The organism is Paenibacillus sp. FSL R5-0908 (genome assembly GCF_038006245.1).
GTDB lineage: Bacteria > Bacillota > Bacilli > Paenibacillales > Paenibacillaceae > Paenibacillus_AQ > Paenibacillus_AQ odorifer.
In genome coordinates this window covers 2,212,682-2,236,905 of sequence record NZ_JBBOUV010000001.1, presented here as the reverse complement: position 1 = coordinate 2,236,905, position 24,224 = coordinate 2,212,682, and the positions used below count along the sequence as shown (strand labels likewise).

Below are 24,224 nucleotides of genomic sequence, written 5' to 3'. Positions count from 1 at the left end.
TTTGAAGAAATATATAAGCGTTAGGAGGACAAGCCTCCATTCCTAAGCGCTCTTATTAACCGATTGAACCTTCCATCTCAAACTTGATCAGACGGTTCATTTCGACCGCATATTCCATCGGCAATTCTTTTGTGAACGGCTCGATGAAGCCCATGATGATCATTTGAGTCGCTTCAGCTTCTGTGAGGCCACGGCTCATCAGGTAGAACAGTTGCTCCTCAGAAACTTTAGACACGGTTGCTTCATGCTCAAGAACGATGTTATCGTTCATGATTTCATTGTAAGGAATAGTATCCGAAGTGGACTCATTATCCAAAATCAGCGTATCACATTTAATGTTCGATTTCGCACCTTCTGCTTGACGGCCGAAGGAAGCTAGACCACGGTAAGTTACTTTACCGCCATGTTTACTGATGGATTTCGATACAATGGTGGATGTTGTATCTGGAGCCAAATGGATCATCTTGGCACCCGCATCCTGATGCTGGTCTTTACCTGCTACCGCGATGGATAGTACTGAACCTTTAGCACCACGGCCTTTAAGAACAACCGCAGGGTATTTCATGGTCAGCTTGGAACCGATGTTACCATCGACCCATTCCATAGTAGCATTCTCTTCTGCAACCGCACGTTTCGTAACGAGGTTGTAGATGTTTGGAGCCCAGTTCTGGATTGTGGTATAACGAACGCGAGCGTTCTTCATACACAAGATTTCAACAACCGCACTGTGCAGAGAGTTCGTGCTATAGATTGGAGCAGTACATCCTTCTACATAGTGCACGAAGCTGTCTTCATCAGCAAGGATCAAAGTACGTTCGAATTGTCCCATGTTCTCGGAGTTAATACGGAAGTAAGCCTGCAAAGGAACTTCACATTTCACACCTTTAGGAACATAGATAAAGCTGCCGCCTGACCAAACTGCACTGTTAAGTGCGGCAAATTTATTATCGGTTGGAGGGATGATCGTCCCGAAATATTTTTTCAGAAGCTCTGGGTGCTCACGCAATGCAGTGTCGGTATCTGTAAAAATAACTCCTTGATCTTCAAGGCTCTTCTGCATGCTGTGATAGACTACCTCAGATTCATATTGTGCCGATACGCCGGCGAGGAACTTCTGTTCCGCTTCAGGAATACCCAGCTTATCAAAGGTTTCTTTGATTTCGGAAGGAACTTCTTCCCAAGTCTTCCCTTGCTTCTCTGAAGGTCTTACATAATATTGAATATCCTCGAAGTCCAAATCATCCATATTGCCGCCCCATGTAGGCATTGGCATTTTACGGAACTGCTCCAAAGATTTCAAGCGGAAGTCAAGCATCCACTGTGGTTCATTTTTGATCGCTGAAATTTCTTTAACAATTTCGGCCGTCAAACCTTTACCAGACTGGAATATCGACTTATGCTCATCACGGAACCCGTACTGGTATTCTTCCATATCAGGCGCTTTCTTAGCCATGGTGTCAGCCTCCTTGTTCTACTGTTATTTATGTTGCTCTTCTTCGTCAATTCCTTTACGAAGTGCGTTCCAAGCCAGTGTTGCGCATTTGATCCGCGCAGGGAATTTATTCACACCCGAAAGGGCTTCAATGTCTTCGTAATCTCCAAAATCCACATCTTCACCCTTCATCAGTAAGGAGAAGTTATCAGCCAGTTCAAGCGCACGTTCAACCGTTTGTCCTTTGATCGCCTCAGTCATCATCGAAGCCGATGACATACTGATCGAACAGCCTTCACCATTATAACGGGCATCCTTTACGATTCCATCCTCTACCTTAAGCTGAAGAGTAATACGGTCACCACAGGTTGGGTTATTCAGTTCAATTTTTAGAGCATCATCTTCAAATGAACCGCGATTTCGAGGACTTTTATAATGATCCATAATTACGCGTCTGTATAAGTCATCCAAGTTCATAGCCGAAGTACTCCTTTGTCTTGATTAAAGCGTCCACCAGTCGATCTACATCCTGCTCGTTATTATACAGATAAAAGCTTGCACGTGCTGTAGAGCTGGCTTCCAGCCAGCGCATCAGCGGCTGACAGCAGTGATGCCCGGCGCGGATGGCAATGCCTTCCGCATCTAGCACTGTAGCGACATCATGCGGGTGAACGTCACCCAGATTAAAGGTGACAACGCCGACTTCACGATTTCGAGGACCATAAATGTTCAGACCCTCGATCTCTGACAGACGTTGCTCTGCATACGCTGCAAGAGCTTTCTCATGGCGGTGTATCTCATCCAAACCGATTTCTTGTAAGAAATCAATGGCTGCACCTAAACCAACAGCACCAGCTATGATCGGCGTACCGCCTTCAAACTTCCAAGGCAGTTCTTTCCATGTGGATTCATAAAGACCCACATCATCGATCATCTCACCTCCGAATTCGACAGGCTCCATGGCTTCGAGAAGTGCTCTCTTACCATACAAAGCGCCAATCCCAGTTGGTGCGAGCATTTTATGACCTGATAATGCATAGAAATCACAATCCAGATCCTGCACATCGACCTTCATATGTGGTGTGCTTTGTGCACCATCTACGACAATTACTGCACCATGACGATGAGCAATAGCCGCAAGCTCTTTAATAGGATGAGTTACTCCCATAACGTTGGATACATAAGCAATAGCAACGATTTTGGTTTTATCTGTAATCGTCTGCTCGGCAGCTTCCAACGTAACCGTTCCATCAGGTTGCAACGGTATATATTTTAATGTAGCACCTGTCTTCTTAGCGAGCTGCTGCCATGGAATCAGATTACTATGATGCTCCATTAAGGTGATGACGATTTCGTCGCCTTCACCCACAACAGAGGGTCCGTAAGAAGAGGCCACAAGATTTAAGGCTGTAGTTGTTCCGCGTGTAAAGATAATTTCTTTAGTGCTGCGGGCGTTAATAAACTTAGCTAGCTTCTCCCGGGCTCCCTCGTAGGCATCGGTTGCTCGGCTGCCTAAAGTATGGACGCCACGGTGTACGTTGGCGTTATCCCACTCATAATACGATTTGACCGCCTCAATTACTTTCCGAGGCTTCTGTGAAGTAGCAGCACTGTCCAGATAGACCAGTGGATGTCCGTTCACATTTTGGTTCAGTATGGGAAATTGCTCCCGGATGGCGTTGCTAATCATTGCACTAACTTCCTTTCCACAAGAGATTGGAGCTGATTGCGCAGTCCCTCCAGTGGAATTTGTGACACAACAGGAGCCAAGAAGCCATAGATGATCAGAGTCTCTGCATCATGCCGTGTAATTCCGCGGGACATTAGGTAAAAGACTTGCTCGTGATTGACCTGTCCTACGGAAGCGGCATGGCCGGCTGTAACATCATCTTCATCAATAAGCAGAATCGGATTGGCATCACCACGGGCTTTTGGACTCAGCATCAATACTTTTTCCGTTTGCTGGCCATCCGCTCTAGTAGCACCTTTCTCAATCTTGGTGATTCCGTTGATGATAGAAGTAGCAGAATCACGCATAACTGCACGAGTGATCATGTCACTTGGTGTGCTTTTGCCAAAATGCTGAGCTTGAGTGGTGTAATTCAGTTTCTGTGAACCCGTACCTACTGCAATTACTTTAGCATCGGAGCTAGAACCGTTGCCTTTAAGCACAGACTTGGTATCACTCGCAGTATCTCCGTAGTTCATCTCACCAACAATCCATTCGATGACTCCGTCATTCTCAACAACCGCCCGGCGATAAGTTACATCTGTAGTATCTACACCAAGCTGATGCACTGTAGCATAACGAACTTTAGCGCCAGCGCCCACGAATACCTCTACCGCACCATTGTGTAGTCCAGCTTCTTCTTTATCCGATACGTAGTTATCTACATAGGTTACGGAACTGTTAGTATCAGCTACGACCAGAATGTGTGGAACAAAAGTCGCTTCCGCATCATCCGTTAACAGCACTGCTTGAAGCGGAGTTTCAATAACAACATTCTTAGGAACATAGAGGAACACTCCGCCATTCCACAATGCAGCATGAAGCGCCGCGATAGAATGCTCGTCTGGCTGAATGGCTTTATGCAAGTAACGTTGAACCAAATCTCCGTGTTCTTTAACAGCTGTCTGTAGATCTGTAAAAATAACACCCTGTTCTGCAAGTTCAGGAGCGATACGTGTATATACTGCACCAGAGTTGCGTTGAATAATCAGGCTGCCTTCCTCCTGATCCTTGATCAAGGAAGAAATAGATGCAGGTGCATCACTTAGTGAAGCAAAAGGTTCACTTGCTTTATAGCTACCATAATTATTGACATTCCAACGATCAATCCGTGTCTTCTCTAATTTAGGCAGTGTCAGAGTAGCTGCCAATTCTAGTGCTTTCAAGCGGCTTTCTTTCAGCCAACCCGGTTCGCCGCTGCTGTGCGATAATTCGCTCAAGCGTTCGGCATCCACCGGAAGAATGGTCTGTGTCGTCATAGTGGTCTCCTCCTTCCTGGCGTTTCTTACGCTTCTTGCCCTACAGTTTCATCTTCAATTCCAAGTTCTTCTTTAATCCATTCATAACCCTCTGCTTCCAGACGCTGTGCAAGCTCTGGACCACCGGATTTCACGATTCTACCTTGCATCATAACGTGAACATAATCAGGTTTGATGTAGTTCAAAAGACGTTGATAGTGGGTAATAACTAAGAAGCCGCGTTCTTCGCTCCGCATGGAGTTTACGCCTTCAGCTACAATTTTCAAAGCATCAATATCAAGACCGGAGTCAATTTCGTCCAAGATCACGATTTTTGGATCCAGCATCATCATTTGTAGAATTTCATTACGTTTCTTCTCACCACCGGAGAAGCCTTCGTTCAAGTAACGGTGTAAAAACTCAGGGTTCATATCTAGTTCTTTCATCTTTGCTTCCATTTGGCGAATAAAACGAATCAACGAGATTTCGCTTCCCTCTTCACGACGGGAATTAATGGCAGAACGCAAGAAGTCGGAGTTAGTTACTCCAGAGATTTCGCTTGGATATTGCATTGCAAGGAAAAGACCTGCACGTGCGCGTTCATCAACAGCCATCTCCAGAAGATCTTCACCCTCAAGAGTTGCAGTTCCATCAGTTACTTCGTATTTAGGATGACCCATTAGCGCCGAAGCCAAAGTACTTTTACCTGTACCGTTTGGTCCCATGATGGCGTGAATTTCGCCACCTTTCATTTGAAGGTTAATCCCCTTCAAAATTTCTTTTCCCTCAATCGTCGCTTTAAGACCCTCAATGACAAATTCTGCTGCCATAATATTATTCCCTCCATTGATCGATTTGCGAAATCAAAAGTTGTATTGAAACAGGATAATCCTGATTCCCAGCACAATTAGATTTTATATCACATTATAATTATTATAAATTGAATCACAATGATTATCAATGATTCTCACTAATTTTATATCAAACCTTGTTTTTTTACAAATTTCTCTTTAGCTAATCACTTGTGACTCAGAGAAGATTTTTATTAAGTATAAGACTAACGCAAAAATAAGACTTCCCGCAGGAAGTCTTATTCAAACTGCTTAATGCTTAGCTAAGAAATGAACGTAGCATCCATTGGTGTTTCTCTAGATCACTACGGATTTTAATGAACATATCTGAGGTTGGCTGATCCTTAGTTTCTTCGGCAAGCTCGATACCTTCTGTCAGCTCTTCAGAAATGGTGGCGAAGTCTTCAATCAGAGACTGAACCATTCCCCGTGTATCTTCCTTACCTGTAGCTTCTTGAATTGTAGCTAATTCCAAATATTCTTTCAATGTTGCTGCCGGACTGCCTTTGATGGTTAGCAAGCGTTCTGCTACTTCATCCATTTGAAGGGTTACTTCATTATATAATTCCTCAAATTTCACATGAAGGGAGAAAAATTGTTCTCCTTTGACATACCAATGAAAGTTATGAATTTTTACGTACAGGACATTTAAGTTAGCAACCTGACGATTCATGATCTGTTCCAGTGAAGTTGTATTTACTTTATTCGATGCTTTAGCCATGAGATGATCCCTACCTTATCCATTATATTTACCGGTTACTATTTCCTTCGTCCGGTAGTAACTTGTCTATTCTTAATTTACCCTTTTACCTGTAATACGAAACAAGGAGAAGCCTTCCATAACACCTTTATTTGTACTAGCATGAGCAAACACACACCTGATTATGCTTAAATGTGAATACTTGCACACAAACAAAAAGGGCCTAAGCCCCGTTTGTTTGGAATTGTTAAATTTTCCGGTCAGACCATAAGAAGTAACGCTTCCGCACCCGTCATACCTGGTACGATGCCAAGACTCTCTGCTTCTATCGTTACAGACTCCAACGGGGCAGCTAAAAGCTGGGCAAGTGTCCGTACACCCACCGCACGAGCCGCGATGATATGCCGATCACTAAGTGTTTCATTGAGGAGACCGACATCCAGTGCACCGCACATAATATAACCTCGGTTCGTGCTGATGGAGAGCAGTGTAGTTTTGGGAAGCTTAACCTCTACCCCGATCAGCGTATGTTCACCTACTGTAATAGGCTCCATAGTAACCAATAGCAGCACCTCCTTTTTTTCACTATCCACGTTGTATATGTATGCTAATTTTGCTGTGGGTGTGCTGACGGTAGTCCTATGCCTAGTATAAAATACAGTATAATAGTCCCTATTCCAGTAGTCCTGGGTATATGAATATTGCATGTTTAATGTTATAGTTAATTACATTCCTGTAACCATTCAGAGATGTTCTAAACGAAAAGCTGGGGGATTTATGGACGAGAAACTACAACGCACAGACGGCAATTATTTATTTAACGTCGACATCCTGATTAATGCCCGTACCAACCCGCTTGCACTGCAATTTCTGCTCGAAATGTTGAACAATAATGACCATATCACAGATTTCAACATTAACTCCGGTCTTGAATTAGGGAGAACCATTGACAGCTTGCTACGCTCCGCTAAACTTGCTTTGAATCAAAACTCTGCTCCTCCCATTTCATTAAAGCTGCCTCCAAAATCCATGAAGAAGCAGCTGGATACACCGATAAAAAAACAGGCAGAAACGCCTGCACAGCAAACGGCCATTGAAACGCCAGCTGATGCATACGGGAAGATTCGTCAGTATATTCAGAATAATCAATTGGTACGTTTACGAGCGAACCGGTACGGGAAACAAGTGTCCATGCCCTGTCGTATTTTAAACTTTGATGAAGCAGCCAACTCTATAAGTGTCTACCATGTGGATGAGAAGCAGGTGTACAGCTTTAATCTAAATGAAATCGACGAGTTTCTGTAAGCGCATGCGTTACAAGCCAATAAGCACCCTCCCTCTTTGGGGAACGGGTGCTTATTGGTCTTTCTTTTCTTAACAACTAAGACGACGTTTTACGTGAAAACCCCTCTATCGCAAGGCATAACCAGCCAATTATAAAGCATACCCCACCGATAGGTGTAATCGCTCCTAGCACCTTAATTCCGGAGATACTCAGAACATACAAACTGCCAGAGAACAAAATGGTACCTGCAATTAACAATCGACCCGCCCAACGTAATCGGGCACTTTCGCCCCATTGGCCCACAGCCAGTGCGATGAGAATTACCCCCAGCGCATGTACCAAGTGATACTGCACGCCAGTCTCATATACCTTCATATAGTCTTCACTAATAACGGGTTTTAGTAGATGGGCACCGAAAGCACCAATTCCCACTGCCAGCATTGCTAGCACAGCCCCCCAGGCCATAAATTTCCGTTGCAAATGATTACACCCCCTTAATTTTAGACTCATTCTATCATAACGTAATGCCAGTTCCTATTTCCAGCAGTCATTTTTAAATTCGCCTCATTCAGGGGTTGCTTTTTTAGCATCAATATGAAAAAGTGGATATTAACAACAATTTCATTCTAATCTCTCAAGGAGTGCAAACCATGGACTTAAATTCTCTGTCAAAATCAGACGTACCTGCGGCAGAGGTAGGAAATCCCAACCCTCATCCGGATTACCCAAGCGCTGATTTATCATCTACGCATCAAAAAGTAGAACATGATCTTCAACATTCTGGACCTGGTATTGCTTCATTCATTATCTGTCTCGTGTCGATCATCGGCTATGCAGCCATCTTTATCTCTATTATAATGAAGTCTTCTTCATTGGTTAATGAGAATTCCGAACTATTAAGCCAGTCCTCGCAATTCATAATGCTTCTAGGATTAACGGTTATTATTCTGGCTGCTCTAAATGTAATCGGTGTAGTCATCGGCATCATTGGGCTTTCCATTCGGAAACGTCGCAAGGTGTTTGGCATTATTGGCACGATAGTCAATGGTGTTATTATCTTACTCTTTATGCTGCTTATTACAACCTTCCTAGTCAATGCTGGAACGCTTTAAGCTTCTTTTAAACATGCCAACTTCATTAAAAAGGGTATCCCAACAACTTTAAGCGGGTTGTGAGGATACCTTTATTTATGTATGAATCTAAAATCTGCATTAGGGAGTCCTCATCCTCATCCGCGTCTTACGGACACAGATGACGTTATTTACGTTTTTTTCGCCTTTGGAGCACAGTTTCGGACCCCAGTGTCGCTATTACATCGAAAAAGGATCCTATTGAGCGGTTTTTATGGCAATAGCTGCGATGGGTCCGATAGCGAATCAAATCTGGGGAAAAGCTGCGTTTAAGGGCTGCTGGGTCCGATAATAATGATTGCGATGATAATGATTGCGATGATGCTAATTCCGATGATGCTGGATCCTATCCCTCATCCGCGTCTTACGGACACAGATGACGTTATTTACGTTTTTTTCGCCTTTGGAGCACAGTTTCGGACCCCAGTGTCGCTATTACATCGAAAAAGGATCCTATTGAGCGGTTTTTATGGCAATAGCTGCGATGGGGTCCGATAGCGAATCAAATGTGGAGAAAAGCTGCGTTTAAGGGCTGCTGGGTCCGATGATGCTGAGTCCAATATAGGGGCTACTAGTTCCGTTAGTGGTCTGCTAGATCCATAGTGTGGCTGCTAGATCATAATGGTGCAGCTAGGTATGCGGACTGTGATCGACCAAACTAAGTTTATTGTTTGAGCAAGAACTATGTTTAAAAAATACGAGGGTGTCCCAGCAACCACTATATGATTGCTGAGACACCCTCTACTTGCAAATCAATACATTCAATTATTTTGCTAGAGCCAGCTTTGTCAGCACACGCTGCTTGACGGACGGATCGCCCTCCACTGCTTTTTCCACATATTCAATAACTACGGAATCATCTGAATTCAAAGTATCAAGTATACTCTCCATTCCAGCTGAAATCTCAAAAGCGGTTGGACCTTCTTTTGTCGCAATCTCAACGGAATGACTATCTATTTGTCCGATATAAACGGCCGTCATTTTTATTGTTTTACCTTCTGCTTTTGGAGTAGAACTAGGTTTAGCTGTGCTCGGATTTTCGGTTGGTGTGGCTGTACTTGGGTTCTCAGTGGGTGCGGGAGTGCTTGGAGCTTCTGTAGGCTCAGCTGTGCTTGCGCTCTCGGTTGGTGTTGGAGAAGGTGTTGCAGTCGGTTCTCCTGAAGTCTGTGCCGAATTATTCCCACCGCAAGCGGTTAAGGCAAATGTTAAGGCAGCAATCGCTGCTATGGCAGGTATTGAACGTTGTTTTTTCATGTTGAGTGCCTCCTCTATGTGGCGATTATTTTCAAAGTCATCTTCATAAGTATACTCTTATAACGTTAACCACTCTATGAAAGTTTCATATGAAGTAATTTTAGATAACTTCCAGCCTCTAGTAGGCATCCGTCGGATGCAGGCTACAGCGGTATTAATACAATAGTGTGAGCCTGATTTATCCCAAAGGAGTGAGCCCCTTGAGAATCGATATCGGCTGTGGATCTAATAAGGAAGCAGGTTATCTCGGGATCGATCGGATCGCGGGTCCTGTTGTAGATATTGTCTGTGATATTTGCCAAGAGATTCCTCTCCCTGACAATAGCGCCGAATTTGTTATGGCTAGCCGTGTACTGCCTTATGTGGACAATTTATTCGCAGCCATGGCGGAAATTCACAGAATTAGCATCCATAAAGCGGTTGTTTGCATTCTAGCACCGTATGCCCACAGTTTTGCCCATATGTCCAACCCTGCCTTCAAGCAGAAGTTTGACGAATATACCCCCCGGCATTTTACAGGATCCTTCTTCCAACCCCCATCCGGTCCAGTATGCCCAGCTATTCCAGACTACCCTGTACCCGTACCACCCTTCGATTATCGCTTGCTGCGGATGGAGTTATTCTATCAACACCCTTATGAAGATCCTCTTTACGAAACTGAAGAACTAGAAATACTAAAGACCCTCCAAGCAAATGTAGTGCATGAAATCATGTACCATTTTGTCGTAGTCAAGCACAATATCACTGATCAGGAGCTGGAGCTGATGAGCAGAAGTCATTATCCTGAACCTCATGTTCTTGTCGAACGAAGACTCAAATCACAAAACAGACATTTTTTTCTATAATTTTAAGATGGGACATACACTAATACCCATTTTGTGTCATAGGCTAACATACAGGTATTAACTGTGCCGTCCTTACTATGGGACGGTTCACTTTTGACCATAACCAACCTCGAAGGAGGTGAGAATCATTCCACTAGTCGTACGGGCAACGATCAATGCGACCGGTGCTATCACATTTACCGGCAACACGCTTGGACTTAGCCGCTCCGATACGATCGGAGTGCCAGGGACACTAGACAGCATCGGTGGCTTTACTACTGTTAATACTTCATCAACATTTGGTACCTATCCTAGCGGAACTACTAGTCTTTATACAAGCAACAGTTCAGCAGCCATACTAGTCCTACCCTCAGGCAGCACCGTACTGTATGCGGAGCTAATCTGGGGCGGTACCTATATTAACGGAAATGTAAACCTTAGTTCGGCAATTAACAACCCTGTCTCCTTCATAACCCCTGCCGGCACTACATTCAGTGTAACTCCCGATTCAGCAACGAGCAACGTAGTCGATTTGGGAGGTGGTGCATCAGCATATGTTCGTTCCGCCAACGTGACCAGCATTATCCAACAAGGCGGCGCCGGCACCTACACCACTGGCGGTGTAGTGGGTACGATTGTTATACCTAGTGATTCCACAGCCAACCATGCAGGCTGGACATTAGGCGTAATCTACCAAAATACAGCCTTACCTTTTCGCAATATGTCCCTACGGGCAGGTGCAATACTGGTACAGGCAACCTCAGCCCCAGTTTCAACTACGATCACAGGCTTCGCAACACCAATTACAGGTGCGCTTGGCGGCAGAGCGTTATTCAGCGCGCAGGAGGGGGATGCCAACCGTTCGGGGGATCAAGCGTTATTTGGTCCAACCTCTGCTACACTTGTTGCTTTATCGGGACCTAATAACTTTGCCAACAATTTTTTTGCGTCGCAAATTAACAATGATGCAGGTAACCTAAACACAACGGGTACCTTTGGAAACCGCAACCAAATAAATGGAAATCCAGGAACCAATATTATCGGTGGTCGTCAAGGCTGGGATATTACCAATGTTGACGTCTCCGCACGGCTGATAAACAATCAGTCTTCAGCTGTATTACAATTAACCACCTCAGGCGATGCTTATGTACTCAACGGTAATGCCATACAGGTTGATATCAATGCTCCAAAAATAAACCTCACTAAAAGCGCTAATGTAGCCGGCCCCATAGTCGGTGATACGGTAACTTATACGGTGACTGTCAGTAATACAGGAACAGCGGGAGCAGCAAGTGTCGTTTTATCAGATGCGCTGCCGGCAGGATCCACTTTTGTAACTGGAAGCGTAGTCGTTGCTGGCGTCTCTAAACCTACTTTTGATATTACGACAGGAATCTCACTAGGCTCATTAGCATTAAGCAGTTCAATAACAGTTACATATCAAGCCAAAGTTACTTCACTACCACCAAGTCCGCAAAATATCGCTAATACCGCTAATGCTGCCTTTACATTTCAAAGTGTAGCCGGAGGCCCTATCATGACCGGGGTCATTCCATCTAATACAGTAACCTTACCTGTATATTCACCCGTCCTTAACATTGTGAAATCAGCCAATACCACCAATGCTACGGTTGGAGATCAGATCACCTATACTCTTCAAATCACGAATACAGGAAATATCGGCGCGGTAACAACACTTACGGATAACATTCCTTCAGGCAGCTCTTATGTCGCAGGCAGCTTCACCGTAAATGGAAATCCTGTCGCTGGCAACCCTGCCACGGGGATTGCTATCGGTACAGTTGCAGCCGGTGGCAGTTCTACTGTTCAATTTCGGGTCATCGTGAATAGTCTTCCCTCACCACCGCAGCTGGTTGACCAAGCAAGCGCCGCTTATACGTTTCAAGTTCCAGATGGACGAACGGTAGCTGGTTCAGCCTCGTCCAACACTTTGTCTATTCCCGTTACAACCCCCAATGTTACTGTAGTCAAAAGTGCTGGATTCGCCGACGTAACTGTCGGAGATATACTGCTCTACACCTCAGTAATCAGCAACAACGGAATTGCAGCAGTTACCAACGTTTCACTCTCAGATACCATCCCTGCGGGTACATCGCTGGTCCCTGGAAGTGTTACTGTCGCCGGTGTATCACAACCCTCAGCTAATCCTGGAACAGGGATTTCAGTCGGTACCATCGCTCCAGGAAGCTCCGTCGCAGTCACTTTTCAAGTCAACGTTATCTCATTACCAAGTCCCGCTCAGCTATTGAATAAATCTAGTGCCTCTTTTAGCTCGGGTGCTTTTACTGGCATTTCAGTCTCAAACACGACTACAACTCCCGTATATCAGCCTGTAATCCAAATTGCAAAAAGCTCGAATGTTTCCAGTGCAACTGTAGGCGGCAATATTCTTTATACGTTAAATGTTCAGAATTCTGGAAATATCGGGGCGGCTGTAACCCTGAGCGACAATATTCCTTCAGGAAGCACCTTCGTCTCGGGAAGTGTAACTGTTAACGGTGTTGCTAGACCTGCTGACTCTCCACTTACAGGAATTAACTTAGGTACTTTAGCTTCAGGGGCAGCTGTTGCTGTGACTTTCCTTGTCTCTGTGCAATCTCTGCCTGCTCCACCTGTTCTGAATAATCAAGGCAGCAGCAGTTACACCTACCAATTGCCAAGTGGAAGATCATTCTCCGGGACCAGTCTATCCAATACCCTAACCATTCCGGTCTCCGCTCCAAACATTACACTAACCAAAACTGCAAATCTAACTAATGTAGCGGTTGGAGAAAATCTGACTTATTCAGTCGTAGTGTCCAACCCAAGCAGCGTCACTGTTACTAACGTTGTTGTCTCTGACCCTATTCCTACGGGGGGAGCATTTGTAGCAGGCAGTGTGACTGTCAACGGTTCGACGGTAGCAGCGGCTAACCCAAGTACAGGTATAGCCATCGGAAGTATCGCCGCGGGCAGCTCTGTCACGGTGTCTTTTAGAGTGAATGTCGCTTCCTTGCCAAGTCCAGCACAGTTTACAAACAGAGCCAGCGCCTCCTTCACCTCTGGAGCGTTCATCGGTTCTTCGCTCTCAAACACAATAGTAACACCTGTATTTCAACCCATCCTTAGTATGGTCAAAAGCGCTAATGCAGCTCAGGCATCTGTAGGGGGATCTCTCTCATACTCCATCCTGATCAGCAACACCGGGAATATTGCAGCTACTCTATTAGTAACTGATATCCTGCCACCCCAAGCTGTGTTTGACACGAATAGTGTAATTATTGGCGGAACACCTTTGCCCGGATATAATCCGGCAACTGGCATTCCAGTTGGACCGCTCGCTCCTGGTGACAGTGTCACCGTAAGTTTTTTGGTCACGATAACAGCCCTGCCTCCATCACAAGTATTGCTAAACTCTGCTTCAGCGACATATAACTTTACCCTTCCAGACGGGCGTCAGCTCGGAGGAAATGTAGTGTCCAATACGCTCTCTGTCCCAGTGTCCGCCCCTAACGTCAGTGTTGTAAAAAGCGTAAACGCTGCTACTGCTGTTACTGGTGATATCCTTACCTTTACCTCTGTATTGACCAACAACAGTATTGCAACAGTAAGCAATATCATTCTCAGCGATCCTCTGCCTGAGAATGTAGCTTTTATTCCCGGAACCGTAATTGTAAGTGGCACTACCCTGCCGCTAGCAGTTCCGTCCGCCGGCATTCCAATCGGTAGTTTGAGCCCTGGCGCCACAGCTACCGTAACATTCGAGGTGAGGATAACGATGCCGATACCATCACAGATTAACAATCAGTCGTCTGTCAGTTTTACATCCGGTGTATTCTCCGGTTCTTCTTCATCTAATATCACAACTACACCAGTTATTCAGCCCCAAATCTCCTTAGTAAAAAGTGCCGCTGATGGAGACGGCGATTTCGATGCTCTGGTCGTCGGTGATTCTGTCATCTACACAGTGCTTGTTAGCAACACAGGTAATCTGGCAGCAAATCTTACGCTAACTGATAACATTCCAGCAGGTACAGTTTTTGTTCCTAATAGTGTCATTGTAGGTGGTATGCCTCAACCCGGATCAGCCCCAGATACAGGGATAGCTGTAGGAAATGTCGCTCCTGGTGCCAGTATTGCAGTCAGCTTCACCGTTGATATCATCTCCCTACCCACACCGCAGCAGATTAGTAATCAGGCTTCAGCAAGCTTTACCTTTACTCCACCTGACGGTAGACCGTTATCTGGGACTGCTGTGTCTAACACTGTAACATTACAAGTCTCTGCACCTAACATTGTCGTTACCAAGAGCACCACATCAACCTCAGTTGCTGTTGGTGAAACGGTCACTTACAACGTCAATTTAACTAATAATGGTATAGAATCTGTTACTAGCGTCTTGCTCAATGATCCTACACCGGTAGGAAGTACTTTTGTAACAGGCAGCGTGTCTGTCAACGGAGTTCCATTCCCGAACTTGAGTCCTGCTTCGGGGATATCTATCGGCACTCTAGCAGCCGGTGCATCAGCGCTGGTTACTTACAGTGTTACCGTCACCTCTGTCCCTCCTACAGCTTCACTCATCAATCAGGCATCCGTTACCTTCACTTCTGGCGTTATTTCAAGCTCCACTTTTTCCAATACCGTTACTGTCCCTGTGTTCCAGCCGAACATTGCCGTAGTCAAGAGTGCTAGCACAGCCAATGCTACGGTTGGCGATGCCGTTAGCTACAAACTAACAGTGAGTAACACTGGAAACTATGCTGCTAATTTAACGCTGACTGATAATATTCCCGCAGGTACCACCTTCGTTCCGAATAGCGTGCTCATCAATGGACTCCCTTTAGCGCAAGCGGATCCTTCCACCAGAATTGCAGCTGGAATAATACAGCCTGGAGGAACGACCGTAGTTATTTTCACGGTTGACATCACTTCATTGCCTAGTCCTCAGCAACTGGTCAATCAAGGAACCGCAGCATACAGCTTCACCTTACCCGACGGGCGTACACTTAATGGGTCTGCACTTTCTAACACCGTCACTATTCCGGTCTCCTCACCTAATATTGCTGTAGTTAAAACTACAACCACAACATCAACTACAGTCGGTGACACTATCACTTATTCCATAGCTTTAACTAATAACGGTATTGCCACTGTAAATAATGTGGTCTTCACAGACGCACTTCCTGCCGGTACCACCTTTGTGACAGGCAGCGTGCTAGTGGACGGTGTGCCTCGTACAGGAGTCAGCCCAGCTACTGGAGTAACCCTAGGCAGCATAGCTCCTGGTGTAACCGTAACTGTTGCTTTTACCGTAAATGTAGTTTCACTGCCGCCTACCGGATTGTTAAATAATCAGTCAACAGTCAGCTTCACCTCAGGTGTTGTCTCAAATGTAGCCTTCTCAAATATCGTCACGACGCCTGTCTATCTACCTATCCTTGCAGCAGCAAAAAGCTCTAATTCAGTCAATGCTACCGTTGGGGATACGATTACTTACACTATAAATGTGACCAACACAGGTAACTATGGAGCTTTAGCAACCCTGAGTGATACCATTCCTGCGGGCACAACCTTTATTCCAAACAGTGTACTCATTCAAGGCGCTCCTGCACCAGGAGCAGATCCGGCTGCTGGCATCCCACTGGGGGTAATCTCCGCGAATGGAAGCCTGTCTGTAATGTTCTCAGTGCTTATCACAACATTGCCGGCAAGCCAACAGCTGCTCAATCAAGCTTCCGTAGCGTTTGCATACACACTTCCAGACGGGCGGACATTTAACAATTCGATCAATTCCAATACAACAACAATTTCAGTATCCTCACCGAACGTTATCGTCACTAAATCTTCGACAGCTACCGATGCCGTTGTTGGCGATACCATCACTTATAACCTCACTGTTACCAACAGCGGAATAGCAAATATCAGTAACGTTAACCTCAGTGATCCAATACCTGCGGGCTCTAGCTTTGTCACTGGCAGTGTGACCGTTGATGGCACTCCACGCCCTAGCGCCAACCCAGCGAACGGGATCTCGCTCGGTACTCTTGCACCGGGAGCATCTTTCCAAGTTTCGTTCAACACGATTGTCAATGTGCTGCCTAATCCTGCAACGCTTAGTAATCAAGCTTCCGTCAGTTTCACCTCTGGTGCATTCTCAGGATCTTCATTCTCAAATACACTTGTTGTTCCGGTATATCAACCTATCATTGTAGTTGTCAAAGGGGCGGACAGAACCGCCGCAACTGTCGGAGATACGATTACTTATTCCTTAAATGTAACGAATACTGGTAACCTCATAGCAAATGTAGTTATCACCGATACCATCCCTAACGGAGCTGTCTTTGTTCCAAACAGCGTGCTCGTGAATGGGGTACCACAACCAGGATCAGATCCGTCTACTGGTTTAAGCATTGGGGCGTTAGCTCCAGGAAGCACAGTAACAGTGACGATTACCTTACAGGTTACTATTGCGTCCCTGCCTTCACCACAGCAATTGGTCAATCAAGCTACAGCAAATTTCACATTCACACCGCCAGATGGACGTTCACTCACGGGCTCCTCTGTCTCAAACGTCCTTATTATCCCTGTATCTTCACCGGACGTAAGTGTGGTTAAGAGCACTACTTCTATTGATGCGGTTGTTGGCGATATCATCACCTATACGATTGTTGTCACCAACTTAGGGATTTCACCAGTCAATAACGTCATCATGGTTGACCCTATCCCAGCTGGCAGCCAGTTCGTAACGGGAAGCATTACCGTAGATGGAGCTCCACGTCCTAGTGGCAGCCCGGCTTCGGGAATCGCAATTGGTACAATTGCTGCAGGTGCCTCTTCAACCATTACCTTCCAGGTTCAGGTAGTAGCATTATGATTCCCGGCTCACGTACCCAACCTGTCGTAACCAATCAATCCATGGTACTCTTCAACTCGGCAGCGGGTGTTGACGGAATTGTCTACTCCAACACCGTTAACACCCCGGTCGTGGGCCCCGTGCTTTCATTGCTGAAGAGTACAGATAAACTCCACGCCTCTTTAGGCGACACTTTGGTGTATACCATTACAGCCAGTAATAATGGAAATACAGATGCTTTATTGACGGTGTTTGACATTCTTCCAGAAGGTGTATCCTTTATTTCCAACAGTGTGCTCAGAGACGGTGTGCCTCTTCCGGGGGCAACACCGTCTTCAGGCATCCCCCTTGGTTCTATTGCACCGCAGAATCAAGTGAGCATCGCCTTTCAAGTCGTCATCATTTCCCTGCCGTCTTCCCTAGTGCTGCAAAATAAAGCGCTAGGCCGGTTTTCTTTTTCCACACCGGAGGGAAGAATCGTTAAAGGAGATCTATTTTCAAATTCCGTACAGGTTTCTTTACGCTCCTACCAGCTCTCGACCTCTTTGTCTGCAAGTACTCCGACTTCTTTTATAGGGGATGTAGTAACTTATACCTTGCGGCTTACGAATGAAGGCAACAGCCTTTTAACTCAAATCAACGCAATAATTTCTATTCCGGACGGGGCGGTGTTTATACCGGGGAGTGTCATCGCGGGCGGGATTTATAACCCTGATTCAGATCCGCTGCAGGGTATATTACTCGGCTCGCTGGAGACAAACTTGAGTGTAGATATTACTTTTCGTGTCCGAGTAACAGAGATTCCTCCTTCCTCAAGCTTAACCAATAGCGCGGTTGTCACCTATTCAGTCGATGAGGATCCTATTACAATTGAAAGTAACAATGCGGTTATCTCACTTGTCCAAGCGGGAGTCACCATTAGTAAAAAAGTGGATCATGTTACAGCAGCACCGGGCGACAATTTGAGATACGAGCTTACAGTAACGAACAACGGGAATCTGGCCGTAAATGCAGTCCTAACAGATGCTATACCTTCAGGTACTCTTTTCGTATGGGATAGTGTTCTCTTAAATGGAGTGTTGCAAAAAGGTGCACGACCAGCAGAAGGCATCCAGCTAGGTACTTTAAGAGGCGGAACTACAGCCGTAGTAGTTTTTCAAGTGAGTATACCTGCAGCCATTAACATTCATGAAATCGCAGCCGTACAAAACCATGCTAGCGTTCAGTATACCTTTGTGCTTCCAGACGGACGGACCGTACGACAAACCTCTCGTTCCAATACAGTTACCACCCTAGTAGTCACACCTGTCATTTCACTGGTAGTCCATGCAAAACCAACTATTGTAGAAGCAGGTGAGCGAGTCCAATGCTGGATCTCACTAACCAATAACGGAAATTGGCCTGCGGAAATATCTCTGAATCGTCTAACCCCGGAAAAATGTTTTCTTGATCCCAACAGCATTGTAATTGATGGAGTTCCGAATCCACAATCTTCATTTACCGGCACCTTGCCGCTGGGAATAGTTAATGCTGCATCTATGGTTAACATTCATTATTTTATCCAGGTGAGTGAACAGGTAATGGGTCGTTTCCTTAGGGGCTCCGTAAATGCTCAATACTCTTTCAATATGGATGGACGTAACTACTCTGGCGAAAGCCAATCTAACAGTTTTGTGTTGACCGTAGATGAGATCAGTGAATAAGAAATCACATATCCCTCATCCCCATGAATATACTTTAGTTACAACCCCAAAACATCCCCACAAAGTGAGGCTTTGCTTTCTATGCGTACTCAGGTGCTTTGCGGGGGATCCAAATATATACTTTTCAAAAAATTCCCTCAATCAACATTCATATTCCATGGGAGGTGGTCATCCTGTCGCAATCATCCGGTCCCTTTTCCTTCGTAGTCTCAAAAGAAGACTGGTCCCTTCATCGTAAAGGTCATCAGGATCAGGAACGCCATCAGCAAAAGGTCAGAGAAGCCATCAAGGATAATTTACCTGACCTCGTTACCGAAGAAAATATTATTTTGTCAGGCGGTAAGCAGATTGTGAAGGTTCCGATTCGCAGTCTGGATGAATACCGGATTATTTATAACTTTCGTAAACAGAAGCATGTAGGTCAGGGGGACGGGGAAAGTCAGGTCGGCGATGTGCTTGGGCGCGATTCACAATCGGCACAGCCCGGTAAAGGAGAAAAAGCAGGCGATCAGCCCGGTCAAGACACCGTGGAAGCAGAGGTCAACCTGGAAGACCTGGAGGACATTCTCTTTCAGGATATGGAATTGCCTCATCTGAAGCCTAAGAATAAGGAAGAGATCGAGGTCAAATCCATTATTTTTAACGATATTCGTAAAAAAGGGATGATGTCCAACATCGATAAAAAACGTACGCTGCTGGAAAATCTTCGACGCAATGCAAGCAGCGGAAATCCCGGCATACACTGTATCAGCCCAGATGATCTGCGCTACAAAACATGGGATGATATAAGAACACCTCATTCCAATGCGGTCATTATTGCGATGATGGATACTTCAGGTTCGATGGGTTCATTTGAAAAATACTGCGCCCGCAGCTTCTTCTTCTGGATGACCCGTTTTCTGCGCCGTCAGTATGAGAAGGTAGAGATTGTCTTTCTCGCCCACCATACGGAGGCTAAGGAAGTCAGTGAGCATGATTTCTTCACCCGTGGCGAAAGCGGGGGAACGATTTGTTCCTCGGCATATCAGCGAGCGATTGAAATTATCGATAGCCGCTACCCGCCTGCGCAGTACAACATTTATCCATTTCACTTCTCTGATGGTGATAATCTCACCTCCGACAACGAACGTTGCGTGAAGCTGATCGGAGAACTGCTGAAACGAAGCAATATGTTCGGCTACGGTGAGGTGAACCAATACAATCGAAGCAGTACCTTGATGTCAGCTTATCGCCATCTGAAACATGAACAATTCATGCATTACGTCATTAAAGACAAAAAAGAAGTGTATCAGGCGCTGAAGACTTTCTTTAGTCCAAAGGGTACGGTTAATTCTTAATCCCCCACTCCAAAACGCGGGTGTCCCCAAAGCCAAAAATGGCTGATGGAACATCCGCGTTTTTGGCGTCTCACCTTCTTGAGCAAAACAACAAACTTCGTAAATAGCGTCATCTAAGTTCGCAAGTATCGGGGGATGGACGAATTGCCCATCTAAGTCCGCAAGTATCGGGGGATGGACGAATTGCGTCATCTGGGTCCGTAAGATCAGGAGATGCGTCAGAATAGTATTTAGGGCAACTTTGGGATTACTGGGGGCTCGGCGCTTCCGGACACAGATGACCTTATACGTAGCTTTATCGCATATTTGGCTTGCTATCGGACCCCATAGCTACTATTAGCACGAAAAACACCAAAAACGAGCCTCATTCTGAGCAATAGCTGCACTGGGGTCCGAAATCATGCTCCAAAGGCGATAAATTGCTAAATAGTGTCCTCTGGGTCCGTAAGTATCAGCGGAGGGGCAAATTGCCCATCTAAGTATCGGGGAATGGACGAATAGTATCATCTGGATCCGCAAGCATCGGGGAGGGACGAATAGTGTCATCTGGGTCCGATTCGGGCAACTGTGGGATTACTGGGGGCTCGGCGCTTCCGGACACAGATGACCTTATACGTAGCTTTATCGCATATTTGGCTTGCTATCGGACCCCATAGCCGCTATAGCCATGAAAAACACCAAAAACGAGCCTCATTCTGAGCAATAGCTGCACTGGGGTCCGAAATCATGCTCCAAAGGCGATAAATTGCTAAATAGTGTCATCTGGGTCCGAAAGTATCGGCGGAGGGGCAAATTGCCCATCTAAGTCCGTAAGTATCGGGGAATGGACGAATAGTATCATCTGGATCCGCAAGTATCGGGGGAGGGACGAATAGTGTCATCTGGGTCCGAAAGATCAGGGGATGCGCTGGAAATCCAATTCGGGCAACTGTGTGGAATTACTGTAGCGCTCTGCGCTACGGTATAGATTAAAAAATAAGCCAGTGAAATTAAACTACCTTTCTTATTTCAGTTACATAATAACTCCTACTATAAACCTAATTTCACAATTTGGATCCGCCCGATAAACTTGTACTCCCCAACCATGTCAGCTTGTTTTCGTAAGCTATGACTGCTGTTTTGTTTTTCCCCGCTTAGATTCCCATCATAAAAATAACCTCCAACCCCAAACTCTGGAATGTGGAGGTTATTTATAGTTAAAAAACGTTCACCGCTACACCCTAATGAACCTTCTCTCTATCCTTGCCTTTATCAGACTCACCAGCATTTTTGTTCGCTGCTTCCCGGTCCTGCATCATCTCATCCACCGTCTTCACCTTCAGGCGAGCAGCGCCCTCGTTGTTAGCGTTCGTTGGGATAAGCTCTCCTGAAGCCAACCGCTCCTTGGCTTTAGCAATAGCTTCGCTGTATTGAGGCAGCCACTGTTCCCCTGCGACGAGCATCTCATCGACCATCTGCCAGATTTCTTTTGGATTACATACGGCACCAACGAGTGGGTCCATCATAAATGCCTGACGTAACAGCTTATCATCGCCGTGTACAGCTGCCTCAACCGCCAGACGTTGCACTGAAATACTGACGTTGCAAACGGCGGCAGGCCCAAGCGGCAATTCGCCTACCAGCGGCATGGAGATCCCGTTCCGGTCCACATATCCCGGTGCTTCGATAATGGCGTCCTCTGGTAAATTAGAGATTACGCCATTGTTCACTGTATTAAAGTGCCCCCGGTACACTCGTCCCGTTTCCAACCCTTCTATAATATAAGAGCCGTGCTCTTCCCCGCGATTCTCCTTCGTATACTCCAATGCCGGGTCTTTCATCCAGTTGGGGAAATCGGTCTCGAACCAATTCCGGCCTTCCGTGCAGACACGCAGATAACCGCCAGTCTCGCCGTTAATCCAGCTCCCCAGATCGATCCAATCCATAATTTCATCACTGCGTTTACGGTACCAAGGCACGTACTCACTTAAGTGTCCATTGGATTCTGTACTATAGTAGCCAAAACGACGTAGCATATCGATCCGCACTTTTTCCGTACGGCTGAATTCCGGATGTTTCTCAAAAGCCTCTAAAAGACCTCCGGTCAGATCCTTCCCCTCATGACTTGCGGAAATATACCAGGTCTGGTGATTGATGCCCGCACAGATAATATCAACTTCGGATTTCTTAAGACCATACACGTCTGCAATTTGCTGATGCCCATGCTGTACACCATGACATAGACCAATGGTCCGAACCCCACCATATTTATTGCAGGCCCACGTCAGCATAGCCATCGGGTTCGAATAGTTAAGCAAAAGCACATCCGGTGCTGCCATCTCCCTAATATCACGGCAAATATTCAGCATCTCCGCAATTCCGCGTTGCCCGTACATGATGCCACCCGCACATAGAGTATCTCCCACACACTGATCGACTCCGTATTTTAAGGGAATGTCCACATCCGTAGCAAAGGCTTCAAGCCCACCCATCCGAATAGTACAAAATACGTACTTGGCATCCTTCAGCGCTTCTCTGCGATCCGTTGTCGCCTGAATTTGTATATTTAAACCATTCTCCTTAATATCACGCTGGCATAGCTCCGTGACCATCTCCAGATTGTGGCTGTTAATATCCATAAATGAGACTTCGATATTTTTAAATTCCGGTACAGTTAGTAAGTCCCGCAACAATCCACGGGTAAATCCAATGCTGCCTGCCCCTATAAAAGACACTTTAAATGACATGGTTATCATCCTCCGGTAATGAATTGGTTGTTCCTGTCCATTGTAGCAAGGGACCTGAGGAAAGCGTAACCAATATCATGACCTCTTTTGAAATAAGGTGTCAAAAATCCTAACCTATCTATTGAAAATCATGCTCTTCATAACTCCAGGCGTGACGCTCAATGGAATTGCGGAATTCTACAGGCGTGCAATCGGCGTATTTTTTAAAAAGGAGGTGAAAATATTGCCTGCTGCTAATTCCTACGTAATCTGCAATTTCAGCAATCGGGATGTCGCTCTGCCCAAGCAGCATCTTCGCTTTCTCCATTCGCAGCATATTTAAGTAATCGCTGAGTGTCCGACCCGTATGGCTCTTAAAAATTCGATGCAAATATCCGGGATGCAGATTAACTGCGGCAGCGATGTCCTTAACCTGAATGTTCTGGTCATAGTTCTGATGCAGGAATTCGATGCTCCGGCGCACATAAAGCTGCGAGGGCTGTTGGCTGGTATGAAGCTGCTCTTGCCGAAGTCTGGATAATCGCAAAAGAAGCTCACAAAATAATAAATCAACCATACTCCCCCCTTTCCCGCCGCTCTGATCAAGCTCTAACACAAGTCCCTTTAAAACATGATAGATTTCCTCCGGATCAGGCATTACTAAACTGGAAAAAGGAAGCTGCAGCATTTCTGCGAGCGTCGCTTCTTCACGGGCAAGCTTGCCGATAGAGGGTGCAACCCCTCTATATTCCATGAAGCCAAATTCCACATTTAGCATCCGACAAGGTGCCCCCTCTTCAACAATCAGCCTATGCGGAACATTCGCGTCTAGGATGATCAATTCTCCCCGCTTCAGCCGAACTCTCTCTTCTCCTCCTGAGCTTGGACGGACATCCACGATACAACTTCCTGAGATCAAATACATGATTTCCGTTGAATTATGCTGATGGTAAGACATATTGTAGTTATTCCACTGTTTATAATAGTAAGCAAAAAAATGAGGACTATAATCTCCCTCGATTAAAACCTGCTGAAAAAGACTCCCGCTAGGACTCAGATTTAAGTTCGTCAATGGATCACTACTTTCTTCATTTATTACTTAATACAAGTGTATCCCTTTAGCCACTTCGAAGACAAGATAACGTCCGATAGCGATCAAATCAACAAAAACGAGCAGCTC

Annotated in this window: 17 protein-coding genes; 6 read left to right on the top strand and 11 right to left on the bottom strand. The window is 45.7% G+C overall.

Going from position 1 to position 24,224, the window contains the following annotated elements; all coding sequences use genetic code 11:
• Positions 1-55: 55 nt before the first annotated feature.
• From sufB to MKZ09_RS09635, 7 genes are all read right to left on the bottom strand, one after another.
• On the bottom strand, positions 56-1,453 hold the full coding sequence (gene sufB, locus MKZ09_RS09665) for a Fe-S cluster assembly protein SufB (protein ID WP_036684335.1): 1,398 nt from the start codon (positions 1,451-1,453) through the stop codon (positions 56-58).
• Positions 1,454-1,477: 24 nt separating this feature from the next.
• The gene (sufU, locus tag MKZ09_RS09660) at positions 1,478-1,909 is read right to left on the bottom strand and encodes a Fe-S cluster assembly sulfur transfer protein SufU (protein ID WP_036684339.1); all 432 of its coding nucleotides are present in this window, start codon (positions 1,907-1,909) and stop codon (positions 1,478-1,480) included.
• Positions 1,896-3,122: a cysteine desulfurase gene (locus MKZ09_RS09655; RefSeq protein ID WP_076135842.1), complete on the bottom strand. Its 1,227-nt coding sequence runs from the start codon at positions 3,120-3,122 to the stop codon at positions 1,896-1,898. The genes sufU and MKZ09_RS09655 overlap by 14 nt, the downstream gene beginning before the upstream one ends.
• Positions 3,119-4,420, bottom strand: coding sequence for a Fe-S cluster assembly protein SufD (gene sufD / locus MKZ09_RS09650; RefSeq protein WP_036684344.1), 1,302 nt, complete (start codon positions 4,418-4,420; stop codon positions 3,119-3,121). Before sufD ends, MKZ09_RS09655 begins: the two co-directional genes overlap by 4 nt.
• Positions 4,421-4,446: 26 nt before the next feature.
• Entirely contained in the window at positions 4,447-5,229 is a 783-nt protein-coding gene (sufC, locus tag MKZ09_RS09645) for a Fe-S cluster assembly ATPase SufC (protein WP_076135844.1), read from the bottom strand.
• A 280-nt stretch (positions 5,230-5,509) separates the two neighbouring features.
• Positions 5,510-5,971, bottom strand: coding sequence for a Dps family protein (locus MKZ09_RS09640; RefSeq protein WP_076135846.1), 462 nt, complete (start codon positions 5,969-5,971; stop codon positions 5,510-5,512).
• Positions 5,972-6,210: 239 nt separating this feature from the next.
• Positions 6,211-6,513 (bottom strand): YunC family protein, encoded by a 303-nt coding sequence (locus MKZ09_RS09635; RefSeq protein ID WP_036684352.1) that lies wholly within the window; start codon positions 6,511-6,513, stop codon positions 6,211-6,213.
• A 214-nt stretch (positions 6,514-6,727) separates the two neighbouring features.
• On the opposite strand from MKZ09_RS09635, the gene MKZ09_RS09630 reads away from it, so the two are divergent.
• On the top strand, positions 6,728-7,255 hold the full coding sequence (locus MKZ09_RS09630; protein ID WP_076135847.1) for a hypothetical protein: 528 nt from the start codon (positions 6,728-6,730) through the stop codon (positions 7,253-7,255).
• Between the two features lie 76 nt (positions 7,256-7,331).
• Here MKZ09_RS09630 and MKZ09_RS09625 read toward each other — a convergent pair whose 3' ends face one another.
• Positions 7,332-7,715, bottom strand: a complete 384-nt coding sequence (locus tag MKZ09_RS09625; protein ID WP_036684358.1) for a DUF423 domain-containing protein — start codon at positions 7,713-7,715, stop codon at positions 7,332-7,334.
• Positions 7,716-7,885: 170 nt separating this feature from the next.
• Between MKZ09_RS09625 and MKZ09_RS09620 the strand changes: the two genes are divergently transcribed.
• Complete coding sequence (locus MKZ09_RS09620; protein WP_076124771.1) at positions 7,886-8,347, top strand: hypothetical protein; 462 nt, start codon at positions 7,886-7,888, stop codon at positions 8,345-8,347.
• A gap of 783 nt (positions 8,348-9,130) precedes the next feature.
• Here MKZ09_RS09620 and MKZ09_RS09615 read toward each other — a convergent pair.
• A complete protein-coding gene (locus tag MKZ09_RS09615) occupies positions 9,131-9,619 on the bottom strand; it encodes a hypothetical protein (protein WP_076135849.1) in 489 nt (162 codons plus the stop codon).
• Between the two features lie 200 nt (positions 9,620-9,819).
• Between MKZ09_RS09615 and MKZ09_RS09610 the strand changes: the two genes are divergently transcribed.
• The 4 genes from MKZ09_RS09610 to yhbH all read left to right on the top strand — a co-directional run bounded on the left by MKZ09_RS09610 (position 9,820) and on the right by yhbH (position 20,339).
• Positions 9,820-10,464 carry a methyltransferase domain-containing protein gene (locus tag MKZ09_RS09610; protein ID WP_076208719.1) on the top strand — a complete coding sequence of 215 codons (645 nt, stop codon included), beginning with the start codon at positions 9,820-9,822 and terminating at the stop codon, positions 10,462-10,464.
• Positions 10,465-10,582: 118 nt separating this feature from the next.
• On the top strand, positions 10,583-17,320 hold the full coding sequence (locus MKZ09_RS09605) for a DUF7507 domain-containing protein (protein ID WP_143767409.1): 6,738 nt from the start codon (positions 10,583-10,585) through the stop codon (positions 17,318-17,320).
• On the top strand, positions 17,317-19,002 hold the full coding sequence (locus MKZ09_RS09600) for a DUF11 domain-containing protein (RefSeq protein WP_076208720.1): 1,686 nt from the start codon (positions 17,317-17,319) through the stop codon (positions 19,000-19,002). The genes MKZ09_RS09605 and MKZ09_RS09600 overlap by 4 nt, the downstream gene beginning before the upstream one ends.
• 173 nt (positions 19,003-19,175) lie before the next feature.
• The gene (yhbH, locus tag MKZ09_RS09595; protein ID WP_076208722.1) at positions 19,176-20,339 is read left to right on the top strand and encodes a sporulation protein YhbH; all 1,164 of its coding nucleotides are present in this window, start codon (positions 19,176-19,178) and stop codon (positions 20,337-20,339) included.
• Positions 20,340-21,559: 1,220 nt separating this feature from the next.
• Here yhbH and MKZ09_RS09590 read toward each other — a convergent pair.
• Positions 21,560-23,065, bottom strand: coding sequence for an alpha-glucosidase/alpha-galactosidase (locus MKZ09_RS09590; RefSeq protein WP_076135854.1), 1,506 nt, complete (start codon positions 23,063-23,065; stop codon positions 21,560-21,562).
• Between the two features lie 118 nt (positions 23,066-23,183).
• Positions 23,184-24,101, bottom strand: a complete 918-nt coding sequence (locus MKZ09_RS09585; RefSeq protein WP_076206358.1) for an AraC family transcriptional regulator — start codon at positions 24,099-24,101, stop codon at positions 23,184-23,186.
• Between the last annotated feature and the right edge of the window lie 123 nt (positions 24,102-24,224).